Source organism: Stenotrophomonas sp. YJH_SMC_10, assembly GCF_059371555.1.
In genome coordinates this window covers 408,489-435,200 of sequence record NZ_JCAFUS010000002.1, presented here as the reverse complement: position 1 = coordinate 435,200, position 26,712 = coordinate 408,489, and the positions used below count along the sequence as shown (strand labels likewise).

Annotated in this window: 24 protein-coding genes; 12 read left to right on the top strand and 12 right to left on the bottom strand. The window is 67.3% G+C overall.

Annotation, left to right across the window (positions count from 1 at the left end; all coding sequences use genetic code 11):
• The first annotated feature begins 94 nt into the window (after window positions 1-94).
• The 8 genes from AC5P9C_RS05305 to AC5P9C_RS05270 all read left to right on the top strand — a co-directional run bounded on the left by AC5P9C_RS05305 (window position 95) and on the right by AC5P9C_RS05270 (window position 6,743).
• Window positions 95-1,081, top strand: coding sequence for a PhoH family protein (locus AC5P9C_RS05305; RefSeq protein ID WP_343541547.1), 987 nt, complete (start codon window positions 95-97; stop codon window positions 1,079-1,081).
• Window positions 1,078-1,563: an rRNA maturation RNase YbeY gene (ybeY, locus tag AC5P9C_RS05300; protein ID WP_049469473.1), complete on the top strand. Its 486-nt coding sequence runs from the start codon at window positions 1,078-1,080 to the stop codon at window positions 1,561-1,563. Before AC5P9C_RS05305 ends, ybeY begins: the two co-directional genes overlap by 4 nt.
• Before the next feature lie 48 nt (window positions 1,564-1,611).
• Entirely contained in the window at window positions 1,612-2,217 is a 606-nt protein-coding gene (locus AC5P9C_RS05295; RefSeq protein ID WP_057495228.1) for a hypothetical protein, read from the top strand.
• 75 nt (window positions 2,218-2,292) lie between these two features.
• Window positions 2,293-2,901, top strand: a complete 609-nt coding sequence (locus tag AC5P9C_RS05290) for a hypothetical protein (RefSeq protein WP_343541543.1) — start codon at window positions 2,293-2,295, stop codon at window positions 2,899-2,901.
• Window positions 2,901-3,509 (top strand): hypothetical protein, encoded by a 609-nt coding sequence (locus AC5P9C_RS05285; protein ID WP_343541541.1) that lies wholly within the window; start codon window positions 2,901-2,903, stop codon window positions 3,507-3,509. Before AC5P9C_RS05290 ends, AC5P9C_RS05285 begins: the two co-directional genes overlap by 1 nt.
• Window positions 3,510-3,573: 64 nt before the next feature.
• Entirely contained in the window at window positions 3,574-4,455 is an 882-nt protein-coding gene (locus tag AC5P9C_RS05280) for a CorC family transporter (protein WP_049469485.1), read from the top strand.
• A 35-nt stretch (window positions 4,456-4,490) separates the two neighbouring features.
• Window positions 4,491-5,714: a lipoprotein N-acyltransferase Lnb domain-containing protein gene (locus tag AC5P9C_RS05275; RefSeq protein ID WP_343541555.1), complete on the top strand. Its 1,224-nt coding sequence runs from the start codon at window positions 4,491-4,493 to the stop codon at window positions 5,712-5,714.
• A gap of 6 nt (window positions 5,715-5,720) precedes the next feature.
• Window positions 5,721-6,743: a magnesium and cobalt transport protein CorA gene (locus tag AC5P9C_RS05270; protein ID WP_049469491.1), complete on the top strand. Its 1,023-nt coding sequence runs from the start codon at window positions 5,721-5,723 to the stop codon at window positions 6,741-6,743.
• A 75-nt stretch (window positions 6,744-6,818) separates the two neighbouring features.
• Here the strand turns inward: AC5P9C_RS05270 and AC5P9C_RS05265 are convergent, their stop codons facing one another.
• The 10 genes from AC5P9C_RS05265 to AC5P9C_RS05220 all read right to left on the bottom strand — a co-directional run bounded on the left by AC5P9C_RS05265 (window position 6,819) and on the right by AC5P9C_RS05220 (window position 19,109).
• Window positions 6,819-8,183, bottom strand: coding sequence for an NAD-dependent succinate-semialdehyde dehydrogenase (locus AC5P9C_RS05265; protein WP_049469492.1), 1,365 nt, complete (start codon window positions 8,181-8,183; stop codon window positions 6,819-6,821).
• Window positions 8,184-8,266: 83 nt separating this feature from the next.
• The gene (locus AC5P9C_RS05260) at window positions 8,267-9,109 is read right to left on the bottom strand and encodes an ABC transporter permease subunit (RefSeq protein ID WP_005415928.1); all 843 of its coding nucleotides are present in this window, start codon (window positions 9,107-9,109) and stop codon (window positions 8,267-8,269) included.
• Window positions 9,106-10,038 carry an ABC transporter permease subunit gene (locus AC5P9C_RS05255; protein ID WP_049469494.1) on the bottom strand — a complete coding sequence of 311 codons (933 nt, stop codon included), beginning with the start codon at window positions 10,036-10,038 and terminating at the stop codon, window positions 9,106-9,108. The genes AC5P9C_RS05260 and AC5P9C_RS05255 overlap by 4 nt, the downstream gene beginning before the upstream one ends.
• On the bottom strand, window positions 10,035-11,171 hold the full coding sequence (locus AC5P9C_RS05250) for an ABC transporter ATP-binding protein (RefSeq protein WP_049469496.1): 1,137 nt from the start codon (window positions 11,169-11,171) through the stop codon (window positions 10,035-10,037). The genes AC5P9C_RS05255 and AC5P9C_RS05250 overlap by 4 nt, the downstream gene beginning before the upstream one ends.
• A 147-nt stretch (window positions 11,172-11,318) precedes the next feature.
• On the bottom strand, window positions 11,319-12,860 hold the full coding sequence (locus AC5P9C_RS05245) for an efflux transporter outer membrane subunit (protein WP_414615048.1): 1,542 nt from the start codon (window positions 12,858-12,860) through the stop codon (window positions 11,319-11,321).
• Window positions 12,860-14,413 carry a DHA2 family efflux MFS transporter permease subunit gene (locus AC5P9C_RS05240; protein WP_057494142.1) on the bottom strand — a complete coding sequence of 518 codons (1,554 nt, stop codon included), beginning with the start codon at window positions 14,411-14,413 and terminating at the stop codon, window positions 12,860-12,862. The genes AC5P9C_RS05245 and AC5P9C_RS05240 overlap by 1 nt, the downstream gene beginning before the upstream one ends.
• Window positions 14,410-15,582 (bottom strand): HlyD family secretion protein, encoded by a 1,173-nt coding sequence (locus AC5P9C_RS05235; RefSeq protein WP_414615047.1) that lies wholly within the window; start codon window positions 15,580-15,582, stop codon window positions 14,410-14,412. The genes AC5P9C_RS05240 and AC5P9C_RS05235 overlap by 4 nt, the downstream gene beginning before the upstream one ends.
• A 170-nt stretch (window positions 15,583-15,752) precedes the next feature.
• On the bottom strand, window positions 15,753-16,862 hold the full coding sequence (locus AC5P9C_RS05230) for a polyamine ABC transporter substrate-binding protein (protein WP_049469506.1): 1,110 nt from the start codon (window positions 16,860-16,862) through the stop codon (window positions 15,753-15,755).
• Between the two features lie 91 nt (window positions 16,863-16,953).
• Window positions 16,954-18,351 (bottom strand): glutamine synthetase family protein, encoded by a 1,398-nt coding sequence (locus AC5P9C_RS05225; protein WP_049469509.1) that lies wholly within the window; start codon window positions 18,349-18,351, stop codon window positions 16,954-16,956.
• Window positions 18,348-19,109 carry a gamma-glutamyl-gamma-aminobutyrate hydrolase family protein gene (locus tag AC5P9C_RS05220; RefSeq protein ID WP_343541127.1) on the bottom strand — a complete coding sequence of 254 codons (762 nt, stop codon included), beginning with the start codon at window positions 19,107-19,109 and terminating at the stop codon, window positions 18,348-18,350. Before AC5P9C_RS05220 ends, AC5P9C_RS05225 begins: the two co-directional genes overlap by 4 nt.
• Before the next feature lie 160 nt (window positions 19,110-19,269).
• Between AC5P9C_RS05220 and AC5P9C_RS05215 the strand changes: the two genes are divergently transcribed.
• Together AC5P9C_RS05215 and AC5P9C_RS05210 are read left to right on the top strand one after the other, a co-directional pair.
• Window positions 19,270-20,547: an NAD(P)/FAD-dependent oxidoreductase gene (locus AC5P9C_RS05215; protein WP_343541125.1), complete on the top strand. Its 1,278-nt coding sequence runs from the start codon at window positions 19,270-19,272 to the stop codon at window positions 20,545-20,547.
• A gap of 234 nt (window positions 20,548-20,781) precedes the next feature.
• Window positions 20,782-22,404: an MASE1 domain-containing protein gene (locus AC5P9C_RS05210; RefSeq protein ID WP_343541124.1), complete on the top strand. Its 1,623-nt coding sequence runs from the start codon at window positions 20,782-20,784 to the stop codon at window positions 22,402-22,404.
• A gap of 96 nt (window positions 22,405-22,500) precedes the next feature.
• On the opposite strand, the gene AC5P9C_RS05205 is transcribed toward AC5P9C_RS05210, so the two are convergent.
• Window positions 22,501-22,959, bottom strand: coding sequence for a hypothetical protein (locus AC5P9C_RS05205; protein WP_210240921.1), 459 nt, complete (start codon window positions 22,957-22,959; stop codon window positions 22,501-22,503).
• Between the two features lie 438 nt (window positions 22,960-23,397).
• Between AC5P9C_RS05205 and AC5P9C_RS05200 the strand changes: the two genes are divergently transcribed.
• Both AC5P9C_RS05200 and AC5P9C_RS05195 read left to right on the top strand, forming a co-directional pair.
• On the top strand, window positions 23,398-24,741 hold the full coding sequence (locus tag AC5P9C_RS05200; RefSeq protein WP_343541123.1) for a diguanylate cyclase: 1,344 nt from the start codon (window positions 23,398-23,400) through the stop codon (window positions 24,739-24,741).
• An 85-nt stretch (window positions 24,742-24,826) separates the two neighbouring features.
• Window positions 24,827-25,288, top strand: coding sequence for a bacteriohemerythrin (locus AC5P9C_RS05195; protein WP_004151683.1), 462 nt, complete (start codon window positions 24,827-24,829; stop codon window positions 25,286-25,288).
• Here AC5P9C_RS05195 and AC5P9C_RS05190 read toward each other — a convergent pair.
• Window positions 25,269-26,570 (bottom strand): MFS transporter, encoded by a 1,302-nt coding sequence (locus AC5P9C_RS05190; RefSeq protein WP_343541121.1) that lies wholly within the window; start codon window positions 26,568-26,570, stop codon window positions 25,269-25,271. The two genes, AC5P9C_RS05195 and AC5P9C_RS05190, sit on opposite strands and share 20 nt — an antisense overlap.
• Window positions 26,571-26,712 lie beyond the last annotated feature (142 nt).

Below are 26,712 nucleotides of genomic sequence, written 5' to 3'. Positions count from 1 at the left end.
TCCGATGCGCACGCTGGCCGCTTGCCCTGCACGCGCGTAACCTTGTCATCCCGAGTCCATCGCGGTGGACGGCGAACCCGCCCCACCCCAAGCAATGAAAAGCATCGAGCATCGAGACTTCAGCCTGTCGCCGGAAGACAACGAGCGGCTGGCCAACCTGTGCGGCCCCTTCGATGGCCATCTGCGCCAGATCGAGCTGAAGCTCGGTGTGGAGATCGCCAATCGTGGCTTCGTGTTCCGTATCAGCGGGCCCGGCGAGGCGATCGTCGAGGCGCAGAAGCTGGTCGAGGCGCTGTACGCCGAAGCCGGCGAGACTGTCTTCGACAACCATGCCATCCACCTGCGCCTGGCGCAGGCCAATGTCGAACAGATCGCCGAACGCTCGTACGAGGCACAGGAGGTGGCGATCAAGGTCAAGCGCGGTACCGTGCGTGGCCGTGGCGCCAACCAGGCCCGCTACCTGCACCAGATCGCCACCCATGACATCAACTTCGGCATCGGCCCGGCCGGCACCGGCAAGACCTTCCTGGCCGTGGCCAGCGCGGTCGAAGCGCTGAACGAATCACGGGTACAGCGCTTGATCCTGGTGCGCCCGGCGGTGGAAGCCGGCGAGAAGCTGGGCTTCCTGCCCGGCGACCTGAGCCAGAAGGTCGACCCCTACCTGCGACCGCTGTACGACGCCCTGTACGAGATGATGGGCGTGGAGAAGGTGGTCAAGCTGCTGGAAAAGAACGTCATCGAGATCGCGCCGCTGGCCTACATGCGCGGCCGCACGCTCAACGATGCCTTCGTGATCCTGGACGAAGCGCAGAACACCACCATCGAGCAGATGAAGATGTTCCTGACCCGCCTGGGCTACGGCTCCACCGCCGTGGTCACCGGCGACCTGACCCAGACCGACCTGCCCAAGCACGTGAAGTCCGGCCTGCGCGACGCCATCGATGTGCTGCGCGACGTCGATGGCGTCAGCTTCACCTTCTTCGAGTCGCGCGACGTGGTCCGCCACCCGCTGGTGGCGCGTATCGTCAGCGCCTACGACCGCCGCGACCTGCATCAGATCCAACCTGGAGCAACTCCATGACCCGTGGTCCCGTGCGACTGGACGTCGCCGTCAGTTATGCCCTGCCGCGTACCGGCCTGCCGGCGGCAGTCAGCTTCCGCAAGTGGGTGGCCGCTGCGCTGAAAGGCCGCATCCGCGAAGCCGACCTGGCCATCCGCGTGGTCGATGCCAAGGAAGGGCAGTCACTGAACCGCCATTACCGCGGCAAGGACTACGCGACCAACGTGCTCAGCTTCCCGGCCGAAGTGCCCGAAGGCCTGCCCAAGGGTGTCAAGTTTCCGCTGCTGGGTGACCTGGTGATCTGCGCACCGGTGGTCGCCCGCGAGGCCGAGGAACAGGGCAAGGCGCTCAACGCCCACTACGCGCACCTGACCGTACACGGCGTACTGCACCTGCTCGGCTGGGACCACGAGGACGACAAGGAAGCCGACGCGATGGAGCAGCTGGAGCGTGAGATCCTGGCCGAGCTTGGCATCGCCGATCCTTACGCCGGCGAGCGCTGACGTCGGGCTCTGTTCCGAGCCCACGCACTCACGGAAGAGGAGCGCAGCATGACCCTGCCCGCACTTGTGCTTGCCGCGCTGCTGCAGTCCGGGGCAGGCCTGATGCCCGATCCTGACCGTCCCTCACCGTTCCCCGCCAGCGACAGCGAGGCTGACATCGCCGCAAAGATCGCCGAACTAAGGGCGTTCTTCGGCAGCAGCGAGCGCGACACTCGCGATATCGTCGCCACTGCCCAACAACGGGCGCTGATCGAGCGCCTGGAAGCGCGACACGCGGCACGCCTGGCCGGTATTTGGGTGGACAACGCAACGGGCTGGAACGTCGTGGTGCGACTGACCGGCGCCGTACCCGCGGCCGATGAGACACATCCAGGGGCGGCTGGCCCGCAACACGTGCACTACGTCACTGGCGCCGCGATGACCGAAGTGGAGATGAGGCGCCGCCTGCACGCACAGCAGGACTGGCTGCGGGCCCAGCTGCCGGACCTGTTCGGCTACCGCCTGGATGTCATGACCGGGGAGCTGGAGGTGGAGCTGCGGGAACCAGCGAACCGCGCGACGACAATCGCCGTGCGCGACCGCCTGCAGATGCAACTGGGCTACCCGGTCAGGCTGCGCTGGTACCCTGCGACATCGCAGCAGCGGTCGCCCTGATCCAGCCGGCCCGTAGGCGCCGGTCCGCGCGGCGCGCTATTGTTTGCCCCCGGCATGGGGCGCAGGGAACCATGGATGACCTCGGAAAATGACTTGATGGCGTTTACGATCGGCCTGGGCCTATTCGCCGTTTTGCTGCTGCTTGGCACTTATGCCGTGCGCCGCATCATTGCTCGGGCCCCCGGCGGTAGGCACTGGCTGCTGCGCAGCCTGGCCCTGCTCTCGCCCTCGTGTCTGCTGGTCGGGCTGGCGGTCGGCTTGATCGGCCCCCACCTCACGGATAGACCGGAACCCGCCCACCCGCCCGGGCTCTGGGAAACGTCGATGATGCTGATACTGGTCGGCGCTGCGACCCTGCCGGTGCTGTGGCGGACGGTGCTGCAGCAGCGGCTTGGCCGTCCGGTCAACACGCTTCCGTTCTTCCATGCGAGCCGCACCTCGCTGCTGGTGCTGTTCGCGCTGGCCGTGATCTACATGAAAGTAGCGAGGACAACAGCGTCGGAACTGATGCCCTGGCTGACCAGCCCGGGCCTGTGGCCGGCGGTGGCGCGCATCGCGGGGCAATCGATGCAGATCACCATGCTTGCGGTCGTGCTGACCCTCTCACTGATGGTCGTGCGGCGGGCGGCGACCGGTTTCCTGCGCCTTCTCACCGGGCCGTTCAGGCGCTCGCCGGGGCTATGATGGCAGACCTCCGTCTACGGAATCCGCCCGTGTCGCTGCGCTGCTGCCTGCCTCTGCTGTATGTCCTTGCGGCCCCATCCGCTTTCGCCTCCAGCCTGGACCTGCCCGCCCTGATCGAGTGCCGCCAGGGCGTGGCCGAGCAGGCCGCGCTGGCGCCCCTGCTGGCTGATCCGCTGAAGGCCGTGGCCCAGGGCCTGCAGCCGCTGCCGCAGGGCAACCAGTTCATGAGCGAGTACCGCCTGGCCCAGCCGATCAGCGTGTTCGGTGCGCGCACCGAACGGGTCGCCGTGGCCGGGGCCAGCGTCATGGCCATCCTCGACCAGGCCGATCCGCGGCCACTGGCCAGGCAGCTGGGGCTGGAGACCGGCTACGACCAGGACGGCAAGTTCATGGCCGGCCGCGAGCTGGTCAGCCGGGACGTGACCGACCCGAAGACCGGCGAGGCCCAGATCGAATCGATCATCCTCAGCGTCTCTACCGTGGCCTCCCATCCGGGCAAGACCCTGGCTGGCTGTACCTACAGCCTGGACCTGCCCGAGGAAGAGGCCCCCGCCCGGCCTGAACTGGCCCCGCCACCGATCACCGGGCCGGGCAGCGACGGTCGCTGACAGGGCGCCACATCCTGCTAGACTTGGGCCATCGCCCGGCTTGCCGGGTGCCCTTTTTCCAGAGATGTCAGAAGACGACAGTAGTAGCTCCGCACAGGAGCCCAGTGAAAAGAAGCGCGGCTGGCTTGAACGCCTGACCTCCGCTTTCTCCGGCGAACCCCATACCCGCGACGAGCTGGTCGCTGTCCTGCACACCGCGCAGGAAGAGGGTCTGATCGCCGCCGATACCCTGAAGATGATGGAAGGCGCCATTGCGGTGGCCGAGCTGACCGTGGGCGACGTGATGATCTCGCGCTCGCAGATGGTTTCGCTGCCGGTCGAAGCGCCGTTCCTGGAACTGATGAAGCAGGTGGTCGAATCCGGCCATTCGCGCTTCCCGGTGCACGGCGAGAACAAGGACGACATCCTTGGCATCCTGCTGGCCAAGGACCTGCTGCGCGGCGTGGTCGCCGACAACGGCCCGGCCAACGTGCGCGAGCTGCTGCGCCCGGCGGTGCTGATCCCGGAGGCGAAGAAGCTCAACGTGCTGCTGAAGGAGTTCCGCCTGTCACGCAACCACATGGCCATCGTGGTCGACGAGTACGGCGGTGTCGCCGGCCTGGTCACCATCGAGGACGTGCTGGAACAGATCGTCGGCGAGATCGACGACGAGCATGACGAGGCCGAGGATCCGTCGGCGCAGATCGCCATCCAATCCGACGGCCAGTACGTGGTCGACGCACTGACCCCGATCGGCGACTTCAACGAGCGTTTCGGCGCCACGTTCTCCGACGAGGACTACGACACCATCGGCGGCCTGGTCACCGAGGCCGTGGGCCATCTGCCGGAAGTCGGCGATGAGCTGGCCCTGGACCGCTTCATGTTCCGCGTGGCCCGCGCCGATGCGCGCCGGGTGCAGGCCTTCCACGTGACCGTGCTGCCGCCGGACGCGCAGGACGACGCTTGAAGCGCGGCGGCCCCGTCCTGGCACTCCGCCTGACGATGTGGCTGGCACTGTGCGTGCTGGCCATGGTCCTGCCGCTGGCTGCCTTCGCGCAGCCGGCGGCGAGCACGCCCGCGCCTGCCGCCGCCGGCGCCGAGGCTGCGGCCCCGCGCATCGGCGTGGTGACCATGCAGCCGGGCACGGTGTTCTTCGAGCGCTTCGGCCACGATGCCATCGTGGTGATCGATCCGCTCAGCGGCCAAGCGACCTCATACAACTTCGGCTACTTCGATCCGTCCGAGGACGATTTCATCAGCCGCTTCGTGCGCGGCGACATGATGTATTACCTGGTGGCGCTGCCGCTGCAGCAGGACCTGTCGTACTACGACGAGACCGGCCGCGGTGCCAGCGTGCAATGGCTGGACCTGCGCCCGGACCAGGCGCGTGCGCTGGCCGCCGACCTGGCCGAACGGGCCAAGCCGGAAAACGCGCGCTACCACTACGACTACTACACCGCCAACTGCGCCACGATGGTGCGCGACACGGTGGACAAGGCGCTGGGCGGCGGCCTGCAGTCGCAGCTGTCGGGGCGCTCGCGCGGCAATACCTACCGCAGTGAATCGGTGCGCCTGGCGTCGCCGGCACCGTGGATGTGGCTGGGCTTCGATGTCGGCCTCGGGCCGTTCGCCGACCAGCCGCTGTCGCGCTGGCAGGAAGCCTTCGTGCCGATGCGCCTGGCCGACGCGCTGCGCCAGGCACGCAACAGCGACGGCCGGCCGCTGGTACAGTCCGAACAGGAACTGCTGCCGCACCGCATCGATCCGGAGCCGAAGGAATTCGCGCGCCGCTGGTGGCCGTGGCTGCTGCTGGGGCTGGTCGTGGCCGGCGGCGTGCTGGCGCTGCGCAACCGCCCGCGCCTGCTGGCCGGGCTGGCCCTGCCGTTCTGGCTGCTGTGTTCCATCGCTGGCAGCCTGCTGGTGTTCCTGTGGGGCTTCAGTACCCACTACGCCGCCTGGGCCAACCGCAACCTGCTGCTGCTTTCGCCGCTGGCCGTGCTGCTGCTTCCGGGCGCGATCGCACTGCTGCGCCGGCGCGTGCCGGGCCGCATGTTCAGGGTCGTGCTGTGGCTGCTGGCGGTGCAGGCCGTGGCGGCGCTGGTACTGCACTGGCTGAGCCTGCAGGCGCAGTACAACGTACAGTGGATCGTGCTGCTGCTGCCGGTGCACGCGGCGCTGGCGTGGGTGCTGGGGCGCCGTCCTCACTTGTCCGAAACACGGCGCTGACGCACGATGGCGGGCATGTCATTGCCCGCCTCCGCTTCCGCCCCGGCTTCGGCCAACCCCGCCTGCGTCATCAACTGCGTCCACTACGATGACGAGGGCAAGCGCCACGACATCGGCCTGGATGCCATCAGCGACGTCATTGCCAGTGGCAACGGCTTTGTCTGGGTCGGCCTGTACGATCCCAACGACGATGTACTGCTGAAGCTGCAGGAAGAATTCTGCCTGCACGACCTGGCCATCGAGGACGCGCGCAACGCGCACCAGCGGCCCAAGGTCGAGACCTACGGCAATTCGATGTTCGTGGTGGTGACCACCGCGCAGATGGTCGACGAGCGCATCCAGTATGGCGAAACCCATGCCTTCCTCGGCCCGCGCTTCCTGGTGACGGTGCGCCACGGCGCCTCGCTGTCGTACGCGCCGGTGCGGGCGCGGGTCGAGCGTGAGCCGCAGCTGCTGAAGATGGGCCCGTCGTACTGCCTCTACGCAGTGACCGACTTCGTGGTCGACAACTACCTGCCGATCGTGCACCGCTTCCGCGACACCCTGGACCTGCTGGAAAAGGACATCTTCGCCGAGAACTACAAGCGCAGCACCGTGGTGCGGCTGTACGAGCTCAAGCGCGAACTGAACAAGATGCGGATGGCGGTGGCACCGCTGCAGGACGTACTGGCGCAGCTGCGCCGCTACCAGGGCGAGTTGATCCCCGACGAAGTGAAGCTGTATATCCGTGACGTGCACGACCACGCGGTGCGCATCAGCGATGTGATCGACACCCTGCGCGAGATGCTCGGCACCGCGCTCAGCGTCAACCTGTCGCTGGTGACGCTGGCGCAGGGCGAGACGGTCAAGCGCCTCGGCGCCTGGGCCGCGCTGCTGGCGGCGCCGACGCTGATCACCAGCTGGTATGGCATGAACTTCAGCCACATGCCGGAGCTGAGCCAGCCGTGGTCATATCCGCTGATGATTGTCGGCGTGGGCGGCGTGTGCGTGGGCCTGTACCGGTTGTTCAAGCGCGCGAAGTGGTTGTGACCCGCTGCTGGTAGCGCCGGGCGCTGGCCGGCAATCGGGGCAATGCCGGCCAGCGGCCGGCACTACCCTTCGGCATCAAGCCACGTAGACGGTCTTGATGTTCATGAACTCGTGGATGCCGTGGTCGGCCAGTTCCCGGCCGAAGCCGGACTGTTTGCTGCCGCCGAACGGCAGCCGGGCGTCGCTCTTGACGATGGCGTTGACGAACGCGGCGCCGCACTCCATGCGCTGCGCGAACGCTTCGCCGCGCACCGGGTCGCGCGTCCACACGCTGCCGCCCAGGCCGAAGCGGGTGTCGTTGGCCACGCGCAGTGCCTCGGCCTCGTCGGCGACCCGGATCACCGCAGCCACCGGCCCGAACAGTTCCTCGTCGTAGGCCGGCATGCCTGGGCCGACCTGGTCGAGCACGGTGGCCGGATAGCCTGCATGCGTGCCGGCGATCGGCTCGCCACCGACCCGCACCCGCGCGCCCTTGGCCACGCTGGCCTGCACCTGCTTGTGCAGTTCATCGCGCAGGTCGGCACGGGCCATCGGCGCCAGCGTGGTACCACGCTCGTCCGGGTCGCCGTACTGGCGCTGGCCGGCCGCTTCGACAAAGCGCCGGGTGAACTCATCGGCGACCGCTTCGACCACGATGAAACGCTTGGCGGCAATGCAGGTCTGCCCGCTGTTGTCGAAGCGCGACTTCACCGCCGCGGCCACGGTCCTGTCCAGGTCGGCGTCATCGAGCACCACGAAGGCATCGCTGCCGCCCAGCTCCATCACCGACTTCTTCAGCTGGCCACCGGCATTGGCCGCGATCGAGCGCCCTGCCCGCTCGCTGCCGGTCAGCGTCACCGCCTTCACCCGCACGTCGCGCAGCACCTCGGCCGCCTGGTCGTTGTCGATGTGCAGCACGTCGAATACGCCCTCCGGCAGTCCTCCATCACGGCACACGGCCAGGATCAGATCAGCGCACTGCGGCACGTTGCTGGCGTGCTTGAGCAGCGCCACGTTGCCGGCCATCAAGGCCGGTGCAAGGAATCGGAATACCTGCCAGATCGGGAAATTCCACGGCATCACCGCGAACACGCAGCCGATCGGCTCGTAGCGCACGTAGCTGCGCTGGGCTTCGGTGTCGATCAGCTGCGGCTTCAGATAGTCGGCCGCGTGGTCCGCGTAGTACTCGCAGGCGGCCGCACATTTGTCGACTTCGGCCAGCGCTTCGGCCTTGAGCTTGCCCATCTCATGGGTCATCGCCTGCTGCAGGTCGTCGCGGCGCGTGCGCAGCTGCGCCGCGATCTGGCGCAGGATCGCGCCGCGTTCCTGCAGCGAACGCTCGGCCCAGCCGGGGAACGCATCGGCGGCGGCCTGCAGGCGCTGCTCGATGTCGGCAGCGCCCATCAGTTCATGGCGGTAGGTCACCTGGCCGGTGGCCGGGTCGATGATCTCGACGGTCATGGGGGGTCTCCATCAAAGTGACCCCCATTGTGCGCCGCCGGCCGTGAGCCGGATGTTGCCGGCGCTGCCGACAGACCGTGTGCTCAGCCGTTGTCCTGCCGTGCCAGCTGCAGGTCACGCTGGCGCCGCTTCTCGGCGCGGGCGTTGATGTACCAGCCGATCACTGCAGCGATCGACACGGCCGACACCAGCAGCGTGGCCAACGCGTTGATCTTCGGGCTGATGCCCATGCGCACCGAGGCGAACACTTTCATCGGCAGCGTGGTCGAGCCCGGCGTGGCCACGAAACTGGCCACCACCACGTCATCCAGCGACAGCGTGAAGGCCAGCAGCCAGCCCGCCACCAGAGCCGGCGCGATGATCGGCAGGGTGATGCGGGTGAATACGGTCAGCCGGCTGGCACCGAGGTCCATCGCCGCTTCTTCCAGCGACAGGTCCATTTCCTGCAGGCGCGAGGACACCACCACGGTGACGAAGCACAGGGTGAAGGTCACGTGTGCGATCCAGATGGTGGCCAGGCCACGCGCGGGGAAGCCGGGAATCGCGCCCATCGAGGCCAGCAGCGCCATCAGCGAGAAGCCCAGGATCACATCCGGCATCACCAGCGGCGCGGTGACCAGCGCACCGAACAGCGGCTTGCCCCGGAAACGCTTGAAACGGGTCATCACCATCGCCGCCAGCGTGCCCAGCACGGTGGCGGTGCAAGCGGTCCAGAACGCCACCACCAGGCTGGTCCACATCGCATCCATCAGCGCACGGTCGGCGAACAGGTCGCTGTAGGCACGGGTGGAGAACCCGGCCCAGACCATCGCCAGCCGCGAACTGTTGAACGAATAGAACATCAACAGCAGGATCGGCAGGTACAGGAAGGCGAAGCCGAGCAGCAGCACGCCCAGGCCCAGGCCCTTGGCGGTACGCGGGCTCATGCCTGCTTCCCTTCCAGCAGGCGCTGCTGGGAACGGTTGAACAGCAGGATCGGCACCAGCAGCAACAGGATCATCGCCACCGCCATCGCCGAGGCGCCTGGCCAGTTGCGGTTGTTGAAGAACTCGTTCCACAGCTGGCGGCCGACCATCAGCGTCTCCGAACCACCGAGCATTTCCGGGATCACGAACTCACCCACCGCCGGGATCATCACCAGCATGCAGCCGGCGATGATGCCGGCCCTGGACAGCGGCAAGGTGATGCGCAGGAACGCCTGCCACGGCTTGGCGCCGAGGTCGTAGGCCGCTTCCAGCAGGCGGTGGTCATGCTTGACCAGGTTGGCGTACAGCGGCAGCACCATGAACGGCAGGTAGCAGTAGACGATGCCGATGTAGGCGGCCGTCGGCGTATCGATCAGCTGCAGTTTCGGCAGCCCCATCGACGTCATCAGCGTCTGCAGGCCAGTGAACTGCAGGAACTGGTCGAGCAGGCCATTGCGGTCCAGGATCGCCTTCCACGCGTACACGCGGATCAGGAACGAGGTCCACGACGGCAGCACCACCAGCATCATCGCCACGTTGCGCGCGGCCGGCGACAGGCGGGCGATGGCATAGGCCATCGGGTAGCCGATCAGCAGGGTCAGGAAGGTGGAGATCGCCGCGATCCTGATCGAGCTGAGGAAGGCCTGCGCATAGATCGAATCGCGGAACAGCGCCAGGTAGTTTTCCAGGTTCAGCTTCAGCGAGAAGCCGCCGTCCGCGTACTGCAGCAGCCAGGTGTACGGCGGCGAGCCGACCCGGCTGAGCGAGAAGCTGATCATCAGCACGATCAGGAACGGCACTGCGAAGAACAGCAGCAGCCACAGGTACGGAATGCCGATCACCGTGGCACGCAGCCCCGGCAGCCAGCGCTTCAGGCCGGCGACGCTCATGAGGTCAGCACCACGCCGTCGTTGTCGCGCCAGTGCACCCACACGCTGTCCCCCCAGGTCAGGCCATCGCTGGCCCAGCGCTGCGAGTTGGCGAAATTGGCCAGCACCTTGGCACCGCTGGGCAGGCGCACGTGGTAGACCGAATGGCTGCCGAAATAGGCGATGTCCTCGATCACGCCCTGGGCCTTGTTGGTATGCCCTTCCGGCTCGTCCTTGCCGATCATCACCTTTTCCGGGCGCAGCGCGAATGCGACCGGCTGCCCTTCGTAACAGGTGATGCCATGGGCGATGTAGATCGGCGCCGGGAACAGCGGCGAGCGCACGGTCACATACTCGGGCAGGTCCTCGTCGATCACTCCATCGAACAGATTGACCGAACCGATGAACTCGGCAACGAAGCGGTTTGCCGGCTGCTCGTAGACCTCGTCCGGCTTGCCGACCTGCTGGATCCAGCCGGCATCCATCACCGCGATGCGGGTGGCCATGGTCATCGCTTCTTCCTGGTCGTGGGTGACCATCACGCAGGTCACGCCCGACGATTCGATGATGCTGACCAGTTCCAGCTGCATCTGCGAGCGCAGCTTCTTGTCCAGTGCGCCCATCGGCTCGTCCAGCAGCAGCAGCTTCGGCCCCTTGGCCAGCGACCGCGCCAGCGCCACGCGCTGCTGCTGGCCGCCGGACAGCTGGTGCGGCTTGCGCTTGCCCAGGTGGCCCATCTGCACCAGGTCCAGCATCTCGCCGACGCGCTTGCTGATCGCGTCCTTGCCCAGGCCGTCCTGCTTCAGGCCGAAGGCAATGTTCTGCTCCACCGTCATGTGCGGGAACAGGGCATAGGACTGGAACATCATGTTGACCGGCCGCTGGTACGGCGGCAGTGCGTCCAGGCGCTGGCCATCGAGGGTGATGCTGCCCTTGGTGGGCGTCTCGAAGCCGCCCAGGCAGCGCAGCAGGGTCGACTTGCCACTGCCGGAGCCACCGAGCAGGGCGAAGATCTCGCCCTTGCGCACGTCCAGATTGACGTCGTCGACGGCCACGAAACCGTCGAATTCCTTGCGCAGGTCGCGAATGGAGAGATAGCCGGGCGCACCGGTCGTGTCGACGACGGTGGCTACCGGCTGGGCTTCAACGGGCATGGGGGCTCCGGGAGCGGGCGGTGGACAGCGGCGGTCATTCTAACGGCCGGGGGCCGAAGGGGATATGACGGGCTGTGGCGGCGCGCACCGTGCCGCGGCGCCCACCGGGTCGGGCCCGCCGCTGCAGGGTGACCCCGGCGAAGGGTCTCAGCGCACGGCCACCGGTGGCGCGTCCTGCCAGCCCAGGCCCAGGCTCTTCTGCAGCGCCACGTAGCGCACCAGCACCTGCAGGCGGGCCTGGGCGGCGGCATCCTGGGCCCGCAGGCGCTGGCGCTGCACGTCCAGCAGGTCGATCTGCGAGGTGGCCCCGGCCTGGCGTCGCTGCCGCATCAGGGCCAGCGCGCGCTCTGCAGAGGCCTCGGCACGGCCGCTGGCCTGCAGCTGCTGCCGCGCGGCGCCAAACCGCGCCAGTGCGGTATTGGCATCCTGCAGCGCTGCCAGTACCGTGCCCTCGTAGGCGGCCAGGCGCGCCTGGTTGCCCGCCCGGGCCTGCGCCACCCGTGCCTTGTTCACGCCGAAGTCGAACAGCGACCAGCGCAGGAACGGAGCGATGACGGTAGCCGCCGAATCCCGTCCCAGATCGGATACCGAGGTGGCGCCGGCGCCGATGCTGCCCAGCAGCGTCACCTGCGGAAAGTAGGCGGAGAGGGCCTGCCCGATCTGTGCCGACGACGCGGCCAGTTCGCGCTCGGCCTTGCGCACATCGGGCCTGCGCTGGATCAGGGCGCGCGCATCATCCACCGGCACCCTGGCCGGCAGCTGCGGCAGCGGCTGATCCGCCGCCAGCCGCGCGTCCAGCGCACCCGGCTCGCGCCCCACCATCAGCGCCAGCAGGTCGCGCGCCTCGTCGGCCTGGGCCTGCAGCGTGGGCAGCGCCGCCTGCTGCTGCTCAAGCTCGGCCTGCGCGCGTTCCACCTGCAGGTCCGAGTCGGCGCCACGCTGGCGGCGCTGGCGCGTCAGCTGCAGGCTCTCCTGGGCCGTCCGCAGGTTGTCCTCGGCCAGCGCGATGCGCTCACGGCTGCTGCGATACCCCAGGTAGACCTGGGCCAGCTCGGCGGCCAGCTGCACCTGTGCGTCGGCCAGCGCCGCAGCGTTGGCCTCGGCCTCGGCACTGGCCTGCTCCACTGCGCGGCGGCGTCGGCCGAACAGGTCCAGCTCCCAGCTGGCATCGAAGCCGGCCACGTACAACTCGGTATCCAGATCGGTATCGGCGAACTGCTGGCGCAGCTGCGCCGCTTCCTGCGGGCGACCGTTGGCCTCGGCAACGCCGGCGACGTTCTCGCCGATGCTGCGCACACGGTTCCCGATCGAATCCGGCGCCTTGATGTTGGCGTAGCCGGCCGCAGCGCCCACGCTGGGCAGCTGTTCGGCACGGCGCTGGCGCTGCAGTGAGCGCGAGGCCAGCAGCTTGGCCTGGGCGGCGCGCAGGTTGGGGCTGTTGCGCAGGGCCTCGTCCACCAGCTGGTCCAGCAACGGATCGTTCAGCGCGCGCCACCATTGGCTCGGTGGCGCCGCAGGCTGCACGCCGGCCTGCGCTGCACGTGGCAACGCCGCCTGCGCGGTAGCGCCGCCGGCAAGGTCGGGCCGCACGTAATCCGGCCCGAGCGTGCAGCCGGCCAGCAGCAGCGGTACCACGGCCGGCCACATCCGGCACGCGCGAACGAACGGGGGCGGAGTCGTCGAAGTCATCAGTGCATCGCCAATGGAACGCCCTTGGGCAGGGGCTTGAGCAGGAAAACCAGCGGGAATGTCAGTACCACGATCAGGCCGAAGATCCAGAACAGGTCGTTGTAGGCCATCACCATCGCCTGCATCTGGACCGTCTGCGCCAGCACCGCCGCCGCCTGGGTCGCGTCACCCAGCTGCTGGCCATAGGCGTGCAGCGCATCCTGGGCCAGCGGCGAATTCGCGGTGACGCTGCTGCCGATCGCATCGACATGCAGGATCGTGCGACGTTCCTGGAAGGTCGAGATGATCGCCAGGCCTATCGAGCCGCCGAGGTTGCGCGCGGCATTGAACAGGCCCGAGGCATCACTGGTGTACTCGCGCGGTACCGACGTGATGGCCGCCTGGTTCAGCGCCATCATTGCCAGCGCCAACCCGCAGCCCTGCAGCAGCTGGCCGACGATGAAATGCGGGCCGACACTGTCCGGCGTGAGACCAAGGTTGACGAAGCAGGCCGCTGCAAAGCACAGCATGCCGCCGAACACCATGATGCGAACGTCCACCGTTTCCAGCATCTTCGGCATCAACGGCATCAGCAGGATGGTTGGAAGACCGGCCAGCAGCAGCACGTAGCCGGCCTGCTCGGTGTTGTAGCCGGCGATGATCGCCAGGAACTGCGGGATCATGTACATGACCCCGAACAGGATCATGCCCACCGCCATCACCATCACGAACACCGCACCGAAACTGCGCTGGAACAGGATGTTGAGACGGATCACCGGGGTCTTGCTGGTGAATTGTGAAAGCGCCAGCAGGGCGAACCCCACCACCGAGACCACGGTGAGCACCACGATCAGCGTGGATTCGAACCAGCGCTCGCGCTGCCCGTCTTCCAGCACCACGGTAAGCGCGGACAGGCCGGCGGTCATGCCGAGGATGCCCAGCCAGTCAGCGCGCAGCAGGCCTCCCCAGTCCGATCTTTCGTGTGGCAGTCCCAGCAGCAGCAGCGCCACCAGCCCGGCGCAGATCGGCACGTTGATGAAGAAGGCGTAATGCCAGCTCACGTTCTCGGTCAGCCAGCCGCCCAGCAGCGGGCCGATCACCGGCCCGAGGATGACGGTCATGCCGAACAGCGCGGTGCCCAGCGGCTGCTGCTTCGGTGGCAGGCGCGTGCCGACGATGGTCAACGCCGTGGGGATCAGTGCCCCACCGGCGAATCCCTGCCCCACCCGCCCGGCAATCATCATCGGCAGCGAGTCGGCCAACCCGCACATCACCGAGAAGGCGGTGAACAGCGTCGCGCAGATCAGCAGGAAGGTGCGCAGGCCCAGGGTGCGCACGAACCAGCCGGTGAGCGGGATCATCACGATCTCCGACACCAGGAAGGCGGTGGAAATCCAGGTGCCTTCGGTACCGCTGGCGCCGACCTCGCCCTGGATGGTGGGCAGGGCCGCGTTGACGATGGAGATGTCCAGCGTGGCCATGAACGAACCGATCGTGCCCGCGGCAACGGCCAACCACGCGCCAGCGTCGGCCTTGCCTTCGGCGGCGGCGGCAGGGGCGGCGGCGGCGTTCATCGCACGGGTGCGGCCGTGGCCTCGGCCTCATCGCGGGTGCGCCTGCGCGCGTCCTTGGCGCTGCGGGTGTCCACGGTCACTTCCACCGACATGCCCGGCACCAGCACCTTGCGCGCTTCGGCACCGGCATCGACCCGGATGCGCACCGGCACCCGCTGCACCACCTTGGTGAAGTTGCCGGTGGCATTCTGCGGCGGCAGCAGCGCGAACTGCGATCCGGTGCCTGGCGAAATGCTCTCGACCGTACCGTGCAGGGTGGTACCCGGCAGGGCATCGGCCTTGATCTCCGCCGGCTGCCCGGCCCGCATCAGGCCTACCTGGGTTTCCTTGAAGTTGGCGCTCAGGTACAGCGAGGCGACCGGGACAACGGTCATCGTGCGGGTACCCGCGGCGACGAACTGGCCGACCTGCACGGTCTTGTTGCCGATGCGGCCATCGATGCGCGCGCGCAGTTCGGTGTCCTCGAATGCGACCCGGGCCTGCGCGGCATCGGCCTGTGCCTGCTTGAGGCCGGCCTGTGCCTGTTCCAGCTGCGCCTGGCTGGCGTCGATCTGGCTCTGCACGCCCTGGATCTGCGCCCTGGCGGCGTCGTACTGGGCCTGCGCCCGCTCTACGTCGTGGCGCAGGCTCTCCACATGCTCGTGGGTGTCTGCGCCGCTGGCGGCCAGGGGGGTGAAACGGGCCAGCTCGGATCTTGCGAAGCGCAATGAAGCGGTCGCGGCCGTGAGCTGGGTGCGCGCCTGCAGCAGGCTGGACTGCTGGCCCTGCACGCCGGCGGTTGCCGCCGCGATATCCGCTTCGCGGACGGCGATCACTGCTTCGGCCTGGTCCAGGGTGGCACGGTAGGTGCGCGGGTCGATGCGCAGCAGCGGCTCGCCCGCCTTTACCCATTGGTTGTCCTTGACCAGCACCTCGGTGACGTAGCCGTTTATGCGCGGCGCCACGGCAACAGCGTCGGCCTGCAGGTAGGCGTTGTTGGTGTCCTGAAGGTAGCGCCCGACCAGGAGGTGATAGACCAGCCAGGCAACCAGGGCCACCGCGACCAGCAGCCCGATGATCGCCAGCGTCCAGCGCACCCTGGGATTCTTCAGCGGAGAGGGCGTGTCCTGTTCCTTCTGCTGCCGGTCGTCGTCGTGGGCGCTGTCGTCGCGCGCGGGCTGTTCGGTCATCGTCTCGTGGCGGTGGTCAGTGCCATACGGGACGGTAGGGGATGCAGCGCCGAGGGGAAGTGAAAGCCGCCGCGACGCGGACTGCACATATGCAGAAGGAGGCCCTGCGGCCTCCTTCGACATGCGCCTGGCGGTGGGCGCCGGTCATGCCCGGCGCCGCGCAGGCGGATTCAACGCCCGGTCTTCACCTCGGTCCACAGCCGGGTGTAGAGCTTGTCGGTCTCCGGCGTGTTGATCGAGTAGGTGAACATCTTCGCGGCCACGTCGGCCGGCGGATAGATGGTCGGGTCGGTACGGATCGCCTCGTCCACCAGCGGGGTGGCGGTCGGCACCGGGTTGGCGTAGTGGATGAAGTTGGTGTTGGCTGCGGCGACCTTCGGTTCCAGCAGGTAGTTGATGAACCGGTACGCCGCTTCCGGGTGCTTGGCGTCCTTCGGGATCGCCAGCATGTCGAACCACTGCGGCGCACCTTCCTTCGGGATCGAATAGGCCACGTGCACGCCATTGCTGGCTTCCTCGGCGCGGTCGCGTGCCTGGATGATGTCACCGGACCAGCCGACCACCAGGCAGGTGCCGCCGTTGGCCAGCGAGCCGACGTACTGCGAGGAGTGGAAATTCTGCACGTACGGGCGGATCGACTTCAGCAGGTCGGCCGCCTTCTGCAGCTCGGCCGGGTCGCCGCTGTGCGGGTCCAGGCCCAGGTAATGCAGCGCGATCGGGATCATGTCGGCCGGCGTGTCCAGGATGGTCACGCCGCAGTCCTTCATCTTGCTGATGTTCTCCGGCTTGAACACCAGGTCCCAGCTGTTGGCGATGTCGGTGCTGCCACCGAAGCGCTGCTTCAGCATGTCCACGTTGTAGCCGATGCCGGTGGTGCCGATCATGTACGGCACGCCGTACTGGTTGTCCGGATCCTGGGTGGCGATGCGCTTCATCACCGCCGGATCGAGATTGGCGAGGTTCGGAATCTTGCTCTTGTCCAGCGGCAGGAACACGCCGGCCTGGATCTGGCGACCGAAGAAGTTCAGGGTCGGCACCACCACGTCGTAGCCGCTGTTGCCGGCCAGCAGCTTGGTCTCGACCATCTCGTCACTGTCAAACACATCGTAGGTCACCTTGATGCCGCTCTCCTTCTCGAAGGTCGGAATGGTGTCCTCGGCGATGTAATCGCTGTAGTTGTAGACGTTCAGGACCTGGCTGTCCTGCGCGCCGCCGTTGCCACCGCCACAGGCGGCGAGCATGGCGGAGGCCAGGCCGAGCGTGAGGATACGCAGCTTCATCGGGTGCTCCAGAATGCGGGAAGGGGGGCCGGCGGGGCCGGCGACGGCTGCCAGCCTACCCCCCGGCGGCGGATTTTTCTATTCCGCAGGCTCAGACGTTCAGCAGCAGGAACTCGCGCTCCCACGAGCTGATGACGCGGAAAAAGGTCTCGTATTCCTTGCGTTTGACCGAGATGTAGGCCCGGCAGAAGCGCTCGCCCAGCAGCGCCTGCAGCTCGCTGCACCGCTCCAGCCCGTCCAGCGCCTCGCCGAGTGAACGCGGCAGGTTGTAGCCCAGTTCCTTGGCGCTGCCGGTCACCGGTGCATCCGGTGCCAGCCGCTCGCGGATGCCGAGCAGGCCGCAGGCCAGGGTCGCGGCCATCGCCAGGTAGGGGTTGGCATCGGACCCGGCGAAGCGGCTCTCCACCCGCATGTTTTCCGGCGTATCCAGCGGCACGCGCAGGCCGCAGGTGCGGTTGTCGAAGCCCCAGTGCACGTTGCTGGGCGAGACTTCGCCAAACACCAGCCGGCGGTAGGAGTTCACGTTCGGCGCGAAGAACGCCATCGCCTGCGGCGCGTACTTCTGCAGGCCGCCCAGGTAGTGGCCGAACACCGGGCTGAACTCGCCCTCGGCGTCGGTATCGCCGGCGAACACGTTGCTGCCGTCGCTCACCCGCACCAGGCTCTGGTGGATGTGCATGGCACTGCCGGGCTCGTTTTCCATCGGCTTGGCCAGGAACGTGGCATAGACGCCGTGGCGCATCGCCGCCTCGCGCATGGTGCGCTTGAACAGGAACACCTGGTCGGCCAGGTCCATCGCATCGGCGTGGGTGAAGTTGACTTCCAGCTGCGCCGCGCCCGATTCGTGGATCAGCGTGTCCACGTCCAGCTTCATCGCATCGGCGTAGTCGTACATCAGGTCGAGGATCGGGTCGAACTCGTTGACCGCATCGATCGAGTAAGACTGCCGCGCGGTTTCCGGCCGACCGGAACGGCCGGCCGGGGGCAGCAGCGGGAAGTCCGGGTCGGTGTTCTTCTGCACCAGGAAGAACTCCAGCTCCGGTGCCACCACCGGGCGCAGGCCCAGTTCGGCGTAGGCCGCCAGCACGCGGCGCAGCACGTTGCGCGGCGCCAGCTCATGCGGCTCGCCGTTCTTGGTGTAGCAATCGTGGATGACCTGCGCAGTGGCATCGGCCGCCCATGGCACCATGCGGACGGTGTCCGGATCGGGCCGCAGCATCATGTCCGAGTCCGACGGCGAGGTCAGCTCGTAGTAGTCGTCGGGGAACTCACCGGTGACGGTGGTGGCGAAGATGCCCTCGGGCAGGCGCGTGCCGTAGTCGTGCGAGAACTTGTCGGCGGGAATGATCTTGCCGCGGGCGTTGCCGGTGATGTCCGGCACCAGGCATTCAACTTCGGTGATGCGCCGCTCCTTCAGCCAGCGCAGCAGGGTGCTTTCCTGCGGTGCGGGCGGCGTGGCCGTCTTGCGCGGGCGCGTTCGGGAACTCATCGGGAATCCAGTCGGTTCTGTTGGTGCTGCCGGCAAGCTTGGCCGAATGCACGGAAAATAGCGTGATAGAACGGCGCCTGCATGACGCGCCACTCCGGGTGCCACTGTACGCCGAGCACGAATCCATGGTGCAGGCTGCGCGCCGCTTCGACCAGTCCGTCATCGGCACGGGCCTCGACCTGCAGGCCCCGCGCCAGGCGGGCAATGCCCTGCCCGTGCACCGAATTGACCTGCACCCGGTCGCTGCCGTGCCACTGTGCCAGCCAGCCATCGGCCGCCAGGGTGACCGCATGCGCCGCTCCATACTGCACCTCCACCGGTGCCTGCGGGTCTTCGCGATGGTCGGCCAGCCCAGGCACCGCGTGCAGCTGCGGATGCAGGCTGCCGCCCAGTGCGACGTTCAGTTCCTGGAAGCCGCGGCAGATCGCCAGGACAGGCAGGTACAACGACAGCGCCTCGCGCAGCAGCGCGAAGGCATTGGCATCCCGGGCCGGATCATGCGGATTGCCCGGCCAGCTGCGGCCGCCCTCGTAGTGCTGCGGTTCGATACTGCTGACCGCGCCGGTCAACAGCAGGCCATCGAGCCCCACCAGCCAGTCACTGGCCGGCAACGGTGGCTGCAGGCTGGGCAACACCACCGGGGTCACCTCGGCCGCCTCGACCAGCGCGCGCACGTACTTCTCGCCGGCCACCGCGAAACGGTGATGGCCGAGCACGGTGCTGTCGGTGGGCAGGCCCACCCAGGGCAGGCGGCGCATGGGGACACTCCTTGGCGTGCCGACACGTTACCCGTCGCTCACCGCACGCGGCAAGCCGGTGCCATCACGCCACGCCGTCATGCATCGGCGAAACTAGGCGGGTGAATGCTGATCGTCCTTCCCCGTTCTTCCCTGCCCCACTGCAGCCGCGAGGCCTGCAGTGAGCGCCGCCTTTCCGCCCAGCTGGTATGCCGCCAGCCTGCCCGAACCGCCCGCACTGCCCTCGTTGCAGGGGCAGGTGCAGGCCGACGTTGCGGTGCTGGGCGCCGGCTATACCGGCCTGACCGCCGCACTGGAACTGGCCGCGCGCGGCCAGCGCGTGGTGGTGCTGGAAGCGCAGCGGATCGGCTGGGGCGCGTCCGGCCGCAACGGCGGCCAGGCGCTGGTCGGCTACGGCTGCGAGGTGGACGAACTGGAGCGGCAGCTCGGTCGTGACGATGCGCGCCACCTGTTCGACTGGTCACGCGATGCGGTGCAGGCGATGCGCACGCGCATCGATCGCCACGGCATCGACTGCCACTGGGTCGAAGGCCACGCCAGCGTTGCCATACGCGAACGCCATGAGCGCGACCTGCACGCCAACTGCGAGCACCTTCAGCGCCACTACGACTACCCGATGCAGTGGTGGGACCGCAACGCCCTGCGCGCGCGGCTGGACAGCCCGCGCTACCGTGCCGCGATGTTCGATCCGCTCAGCGCGCACCTGCATCCGCTGGCCTATGCGCGAGGCCTGGCCGACGCCGCGCGCGCGGCCGGCGTGGTGATCCACGAGCATTCAGCGGTAACCCGCGTGCAGCGTGGGCCGCGGCCTGTCCTGCACACCGCACTGGGCAGCGTGCACGCTGCACACCTGGTGATTGCCGGCAATGCGTGGCTGCAGGGCCTGCTGCCCGAGCTGGAACGCCGGATCATGCCGGTCGGCACCTATATCGGTGCCAGTGAGCCGATCGGGGCCGAGCGTGCCCGGGCGCTGATCGGCAACAACATGGCGGTAGCCGACACCGCCTGGGCACTGGACTACTTCCGCCTCAGCCACGACCACCGGCTGCTGTTCGGTGGCCGTGCCAGTTATTCGGCGCTGCCACCGCCCGGTCTGCGCAGGGTGATGCAGCGGCGCATGCACCAGGTGTTCCCGCAGCTGGCCGACGTGGCCCTGGACCAGGTCTGGGGCGGTTATGTGGACATTACCCGCAACCGCGCCCCGCACTGGGGCCGGCTGGACGGCAACCTGTATTTTGCGCATGGCTTCTCCGGCCATGGGGTGGCCGCCGCCGGGCTGGCCGGCGAGGTCATCGCGGCCGCCATCGCCGGCCAGAGCGAGCGCCTGGACGTGTTCCAGCGCCTGCGGCATGCGCCCTTCCCCGGCGGCCGGCTGCTGCGCACGCCGCTGCTGGTGGCGGCGATGTCCTGGTACAAGCTGCGGGATGCGCTGTGGTGAAGCCGCGTGCCGACCGCAGCCCGCGTACGGCATTTTCACCGGCGGGCGTGCCCCTGGTGGCGTGTCCCGAGGTGCGACGGTGTGAAGACCGCACATTCAGACCCGCGTGATGGAATTCTCATTTGACCGAAAGATCAAATCTGCAATTGCATTATCCAATTCATCTCGATACCGTCCCTTGGAACCGCGTCCCGCGGCGAATGGATGCTGACAGGGAACGTACTCGAGGGAGAAGTGCGATTGAACTGGTGGAATGAAGGCCTGCATCTGAAGTTGCGCATCCATCCGGCAGGCCTGGTCCTGGCGGTGTTCTATGCGATCGCTTGCTGGGCGACCCGGCAGTTGTCACTGGATCAGTTCTATCTGCCCGCGGGAATACGCGTGGCGGCGGTATTGCTTTGCCCTCCTCGGTTCTGGCCGTACCTGTTGCTCGGCGAATATGCCTATTTCGCACAGATGCGCTACCCGATGATCGAGAAGTACGGGATGGCCTGGGCGGTCCTTGCATCGGCTTCGTTGATGCCCGCAGTGATGCTCATCACCCATGGCTGCCGCAAGGTCCTGGCAAACTCGGTCAACGCGCGCCTGCTGGCCATCGCATTGCTGTCCTCCGTGCTGGTCACGCTCCTGAACGTGAGCCTGTCGCAGTTGCTCTGGCCGACGCCGCCTGCGGATTCCGTGCTCGCGTTCCTGTCCCGCGCCGTACGTTTCAGCGTCGGAGACTTCATCGCCATCCTCACCGTGGCACCACTTGCACTGCTCTGGGCCAGACGCAACGTCGAACAGGGCTGGAAAACCATCTTCACCGGTCCCACTGCCGTCGCACTGTCGGTGATGACGCTGCTTGGCGTAACCGCGACCTTGATTCCCTCCGAGGCCAGCGCGCTGAGGACATCGCTGCAGTTGCTGATGGGCTTGCCGGCCATCGCGCTGACGTGCCTGCATGGCTGGCGTGGCGCGGCCGTCGGCGTGCCGGCGTTGAATCTGATCATCGGCCTGACCACGCCGAAACCCTATGCCGCAGCCTTCGATGCTTCGGCGTTCACTACCCAGCAGATCATGGCCATTACCGGAGTGGCACTGCTGCTGCTCGGTTCCCGCATCAGCCATTATCATCGGCGCTATCAACTCCGCGAGGTCGGCGAGAAGAACGCCATCAACCTCGCGCGCAGTTCACACATGGCCAGTGAATCCGACCTTCGCGAACGTGCCATCCACCTGCGCAAACTGGGCGATGGCATCGATCTTTCGCTGTCGGAAGTCATCAACTGGCTCAACAGCCACGGTCACTCGGCCATCGCCAACAGCCTGACCCACACGGCCAACGTCCATTCCCGGTTGTTCCGCGAGCAGGCCAGCATGGTCTACCCGACCGCGCTTGAGCAGCTGGGACTGTATGTCGCGTTGCAGGCCGGTGGCGTACGCGCAGCGTGGGTCAACACGCACCGTGTGGCCGAGCCCCGCCTGGCCGGTGACCCGTGTCGGCTCAGCCTGGATCTGCAGTTGGCTGCTTACCGGACGCTCATTGACGCCGTGTCCCTGCTACTGAAGAGCGAGCCCGGCCAGGTGATCGTGCGGGCGCGCTGCATTGGCCTGAAGCGCCAGCGCGGGATCGTCATGACGGCCTCGTTGCTGGACCGGCATCGCGCGCTGTCCGACGCCACCACGCGTCTTGTCAGGGACAGACTGGCCGGTCGTACGCTGGCATTCGGAGGTTCGGTGCGTTGCCGCCAGAACCGCATCATCATGGTGCTGGTGGAATCGGCCGCGCCATTGCGACGCGAATCCGCCGAGAGCGCCGTGTCGGGCACCAGCATCGCATCCCACAGCTGGGATGGTCAGCAGGCACAGGCCTGACCCCGGCCTGCCCTGCGTACCGCACGACGTGGTCGCACGCGCCCCTTCCGCAGACAGCCGACCAGCAGGCGACGGCTGTCACCTGCTGATCGTTGGTTACTGCGTTTCGATCGCCCAGAGCACGCGGGAACCCGTGCTGTATCGCACCAGTGCGAAGCCGTTGCCACGATAGATGAGCGAACGGGTCGCCTTGGCCGGTACCGGCAGCGGCTGGCTGGGCAGCGATACCGGCACCTGCGTCTCACCGGCCGGCAACGCCCAGAATGTACCGTCGGCATTGCCGATGATCATTTCTACCCGGCCAGCAAGATCGTTGACCTGGTAGTAGGAAATGCCATCACGCTGGAATCCGTAGACCAGCCAGGCAGGATCCTGGCTCAGATTGGTTGCCGCGGGGTATGCCTTGCCCAGGCCCTGCCCACTCATGCTGATGCCGTGATCATCGGATTGGGCCAATGCCGACATCGGCAGACCTGCGGCCACGAACACTCCCAACGCCACTCCAACGTTAACTATTCGCACTGTTGCCTCCTCGGCAAAGAAAATGGTGAGCACGATGAAACTATTCTCCAGTGGTGGCCGGAGGCCGCCCTCGACGCACCCCGCATAACGTCGCTGCATCTGTCGGACGTGCGGCAACCACTATATGTCTACTGACTCCGTTGATACAGAGCGGCACACAATCGCGAAGGATCTGGATAATCGTGTCCGCTGCACGACATTGGCGGTGGGGAACTGGAAACTGCCCGCAACGCGCGATGCGCCCGCACGGATTGCACCGAGCGCCCTCCGTGGCCAGAGCCCGCCTGCTATTGCGGATGGACGTCACCGACAGCGCGTAACTTCACTTGGATCGGTTGAAGCACGCACGTGAACCTACGGGGTCTGTCCGACCGGCGGGCCTCTTGCACGCACATCGGGCGCGCAACGCTAAAGTTGCACCCGAAACTGCCGCTATCCGTGCCGAGTCCCTCCCTCGTGAGCCACCGCATCATGCCCGTCCTGCCGCAGGCCGCCGTCGATGGCGACCTGGCCGATCCGCTGCCGCAGCGGATCCTGCTGGTCGAAAACTCCCGTGCCTTCACCAGCATGCTGCGCGAGGCCATCGAGCAGCGCCTGGAACTGCCGGTGGTGATCGCTTCCACCCTGGCCGAGGCCGACCGCCTGCTCAGTGAAGAGGGCGGCTGGTTCCTGGTACTGACCGGGCTGGTGCTGGCCGACGGCGACCGCGACGCGGTGGTCGAGTTCTTCCTCAGGCGCGGCCTGCCCACCGTGGTGGTCAGCAGCGTCTACGACGAGGACCTGCGCAAGCGCGTACTGCAGCAGCAGATCATCGACTACGTGCTGAAGAACACGCCGGGCAGCATCGACTACCTGGTGTGGCTGGTGCAGCGCCTGGAGCGCAACCGGCGCATTGCGGCGCTGGTGGTGGACGATTCGCCTTCGGCCCGCGGCTATGCCGCCGCCCTGCTGCGCATGTATGGCCATGAGGTGCACGAAGCAGCCGATGGCAATGAGGGGCTGGCTGCGATCGAAGCGCATCCTGCGATCCGCCTCGCCGTGGTCGACCAGGAAATGCCGGGCATGCAGGGCGTGGAGTTCACCCGTCGCCTGCGCACCCTGCGCTCGCGCGACAAGGTGGCGGTGATCGGCATTTCCGGCAATACCGATGCCTCGCTGATTCCGCGCTTCCTGAAGAACGGCGCCAACGACTTCCTGCGCAAGCCGTTCTCGCGCGAGGAGTTCTTCTGCCGGGTCTCGCAGAACGTGGATCAGCTGGAGCTGATCGGCACCCTGCAGGACCTGGCCACCCGCGACTTCCTCACCGGCCTGCCGAACCGCCGCTGCTTCCTGGAACAGAGCCAGCGCCAGCTGCCGCAGCTGCAGCTGCATGGCCAGTGCGTGGCGGTGGCAATGATCGACATCGACCACTTCAAGCACATCAACGACACCTACGGTCACGAAGCCGGCGATGACGCGCTGCGCGCGGTGGCCGGAGCGGTGGCCGCGCATGCCCGCAGCCACGACCTGACCGCCCGGTTCGGCGGCGAGGAGTTCTGCCTGCTGGTGCCGGACATGGAGCAGGACGAGGCCCTGCTGTACTTCGAGGAACTGCGCCAGCGCATCGCCGCGCTGGAAGTGGACATCGGCACCGCCAGCCTGCGCATGACGGTGAGCATCGGCCTGTGCTGCCTGCGCCCGCAGCGCGATGCACTGCACCGGCTGATCTCCGAAGCCGACCGCCAGCTGTACCTGGCCAAGGCCGGCGGCCGCAACCGGGTCAGCTGCACCACGGTGGCCAGCCCGCTGCGCCCGCGCGAGCCCGCGCTGACCTGACCGGGCAGCCTTGATCCAGATCAACGCCGCGCCGCCGCGGCAGCTCTACAGTCAGCCCCGACATACGCATGAAGGGGAGCCGGGGATGGCACTACTGGTCTGGCAGGACGATCTGAACATCGGCATCGATGTGATCGACCAACAACACCGCCGCATCATCGAGATGCTCAACCACCTGCACGTGGCCCAGGCCAGCATGCAGCGTGCGGCAGTGGGCGAAGTGATCGACGAAGTGGTGGACTACACCATGTCGCACTTCGCGTTCGAGGAAGAACTGATGGAGGAAGCGGGCTATCCGTTCTGTGCCGCGCACAAGCGCGTGCACGAGGTCTTCATCAAGCGGGTATCGGAGTACCGCATGCGCTTCCAGGCCGGCGAGGACATCAGCGACGAGCTGCGCACCATGCTCTCGCGCTGGCTGTTCAACCACATCCGTGGCGACGACCAGGCGTATGCCGAACAGGTCAAGGCACACCTGAACCAGTTCGCCCGCGAACACCAGGGCGGTGGCTGGCTGGGGCGCACGCTCAAGCGCTTCTTTGGCTGAGCCGCAGCGCGCGCCGGTGCAGGGCCACCAGCGCGCACAGCGTGGCCACCGCGGTGAGGCACAGGTAGTAGCCGACCGCGACCAGGCCGAAACGCTCGGCCAGCCAGGTGGCCAGGTAGGGCGCCGGCGCCGCGCCGAGGATGCCGGCCAGGTTGAATGACAGCGACGCGCCGGTGTAACGCACTTCCACCGGGTAGATCTCGGCGAGGAAGGTGCCGCAGGGGCCGTAGGTCAGGCCCATCAGGAACAGGCCCAGGCACAGGAAAGCGGTGACCAGCCACGGGCTGTGCGGCTGGAACAACGGCGCGAACAGTACGCCGAAGCCGATGATCAGCACGCTGGCGACGATCATGGTGCGACGCGTGCCCCAGCGGTCGCCATAGCGTGCCGACAATGGGATGCCCAGTGCGAAGAACACCATGCCGGCCATCTGCATCAGCAGGAACTGCTCGCGGCTGTAGCCCAGCACCGCAGTGCCGTGGCCAAGGCTGAACACCGTCATCAGGTAGAACAGCACGAAGGTGGCGAACGCCCCCAGCGTGCCCAGCAGCATCGGCACCGGATGGTCACGCAGCACGGTCCACATCGGCAGCCGCACTGGCGCCTTGCGCTCCAGTGCCTGCTTGAAGTCGGGCGTCTCATGGATGTTCAGGCGCACCCACAGACCCAGGCCGACCAGCAGCGCGCTGGCCACGAACGGAATACGCCAGCCCCACTGCAGGAAATCATCCTGGCTCAGGCAGCGGCCAAGCACCAGGAAAATGCCCGCCGACAACAGGAAGCCGATCGGCGCGCCCAGCTGCGGGAACATGCCGTACCAGGCACGCTTGCCCGGCGGCGCGTTCTCGGTGGCCAGCAGCACCGCCCCACCCCACTCGCCGCCCAGCCCCAGGCCCTGGCCGAAGCGGCACAGCGCCAGCAGCGCCGGCGCCCACAGGCCGATCTGTGCGTGCGTCGGCAGCAGGCCGATCAGCACCGTAGAGAGGCCCATGGTCAGCAACGCCGCGACCAGCGTCGCCTTGCGGCCGATGCGGTCACCGAAATGGCCGAACACCGCAGAGCCGACCGGGCGCGCGATGAACGCCACGGCGAAGGTCGCCAGTGACTGCAGCAGGGCCGCCTGCTCGCTGCTGTCCGGGAAGAACAGGTGCGGGAACACCAGCACGGCCGCCGTGGCGTAGATGTAGAAATCGAAGAACTCGATGGTGGTGCCGATCAGGCTGGCCAACAGGACGCGGCGGGGAGAATTCACGGGCGGTGCGGCAGCGGTGATCGTCGACATCGGCAACACGGGTAACGGCGGATCGCCCGATTCTGCCACGGGCTGGCGGCCGCACGGGACGATGGTTTCAGCCGACACCGATGCCAGCAAGGGGGCCAGGCGCCATCCTCCGTAGCGTCGAGCAGGTCTCCGCCCTGCAGGT

What these genes read in the sequence shown, in the direction of transcription:
- AC5P9C_RS05305 (WP_343541547.1), top strand. Translation starts at nt 95, where the DNA reads ATGAAAAGCATCGAGCATCGAGACTTCAGCCTGTCGCCGGAAGACAAC.
- ybeY (WP_049469473.1), top strand. Translation starts at nt 1,078, where the DNA reads ATGACCCGTGGTCCCGTGCGACTGGACGTCGCCGTCAGTTATGCCCTG.
- AC5P9C_RS05295 (WP_057495228.1), top strand. Translation starts at nt 1,612, where the DNA reads ATGACCCTGCCCGCACTTGTGCTTGCCGCGCTGCTGCAGTCCGGGGCA.
- AC5P9C_RS05290 (WP_343541543.1), top strand. Translation starts at nt 2,293, where the DNA reads ATGACCTCGGAAAATGACTTGATGGCGTTTACGATCGGCCTGGGCCTA.
- AC5P9C_RS05285 (WP_343541541.1), top strand. Translation starts at nt 2,901, where the DNA reads ATGGCAGACCTCCGTCTACGGAATCCGCCCGTGTCGCTGCGCTGCTGC.
- AC5P9C_RS05280 (WP_049469485.1), top strand. Translation starts at nt 3,574, where the DNA reads ATGTCAGAAGACGACAGTAGTAGCTCCGCACAGGAGCCCAGTGAAAAG.
- AC5P9C_RS05275 (WP_343541555.1), top strand. Translation starts at nt 4,491, where the DNA reads ATGTGGCTGGCACTGTGCGTGCTGGCCATGGTCCTGCCGCTGGCTGCC.
- AC5P9C_RS05270 (WP_049469491.1), top strand. Translation starts at nt 5,721, where the DNA reads ATGGCGGGCATGTCATTGCCCGCCTCCGCTTCCGCCCCGGCTTCGGCC.
- AC5P9C_RS05265 (WP_049469492.1), bottom strand. Translation starts at nt 8,183, where the DNA reads ATGACCGTCGAGATCATCGACCCGGCCACCGGCCAGGTGACCTACCGC.
- AC5P9C_RS05260 (WP_005415928.1), bottom strand. Translation starts at nt 9,109, where the DNA reads ATGAGCCCGCGTACCGCCAAGGGCCTGGGCCTGGGCGTGCTGCTGCTC.
- AC5P9C_RS05255 (WP_049469494.1), bottom strand. Translation starts at nt 10,038, where the DNA reads ATGAGCGTCGCCGGCCTGAAGCGCTGGCTGCCGGGGCTGCGTGCCACG.
- AC5P9C_RS05250 (WP_049469496.1), bottom strand. Translation starts at nt 11,171, where the DNA reads ATGCCCGTTGAAGCCCAGCCGGTAGCCACCGTCGTCGACACGACCGGT.
- AC5P9C_RS05245 (WP_414615048.1), bottom strand. Translation starts at nt 12,860, where the DNA reads ATGACTTCGACGACTCCGCCCCCGTTCGTTCGCGCGTGCCGGATGTGG.
- AC5P9C_RS05240 (WP_057494142.1), bottom strand. Translation starts at nt 14,413, where the DNA reads ATGAACGCCGCCGCCGCCCCTGCCGCCGCCGCCGAAGGCAAGGCCGAC.
- AC5P9C_RS05235 (WP_414615047.1), bottom strand. Translation starts at nt 15,582, where the DNA reads ATGACCGAACAGCCCGCGCGCGACGACAGCGCCCACGACGACGACCGG.
- AC5P9C_RS05230 (WP_049469506.1), bottom strand. Translation starts at nt 16,862, where the DNA reads ATGAAGCTGCGTATCCTCACGCTCGGCCTGGCCTCCGCCATGCTCGCC.
- AC5P9C_RS05225 (WP_049469509.1), bottom strand. Translation starts at nt 18,351, where the DNA reads ATGAGTTCCCGAACGCGCCCGCGCAAGACGGCCACGCCGCCCGCACCG.
- AC5P9C_RS05220 (WP_343541127.1), bottom strand. Translation starts at nt 19,109, where the DNA reads ATGCGCCGCCTGCCCTGGGTGGGCCTGCCCACCGACAGCACCGTGCTC.
- AC5P9C_RS05200 (WP_343541123.1), top strand. Translation starts at nt 23,398, where the DNA reads ATGCCCGTCCTGCCGCAGGCCGCCGTCGATGGCGACCTGGCCGATCCG.
- AC5P9C_RS05195 (WP_004151683.1), top strand. Translation starts at nt 24,827, where the DNA reads ATGGCACTACTGGTCTGGCAGGACGATCTGAACATCGGCATCGATGTG.
- AC5P9C_RS05190 (WP_343541121.1), bottom strand. Translation starts at nt 26,570, where the DNA reads ATGTCGACGATCACCGCTGCCGCACCGCCCGTGAATTCTCCCCGCCGC.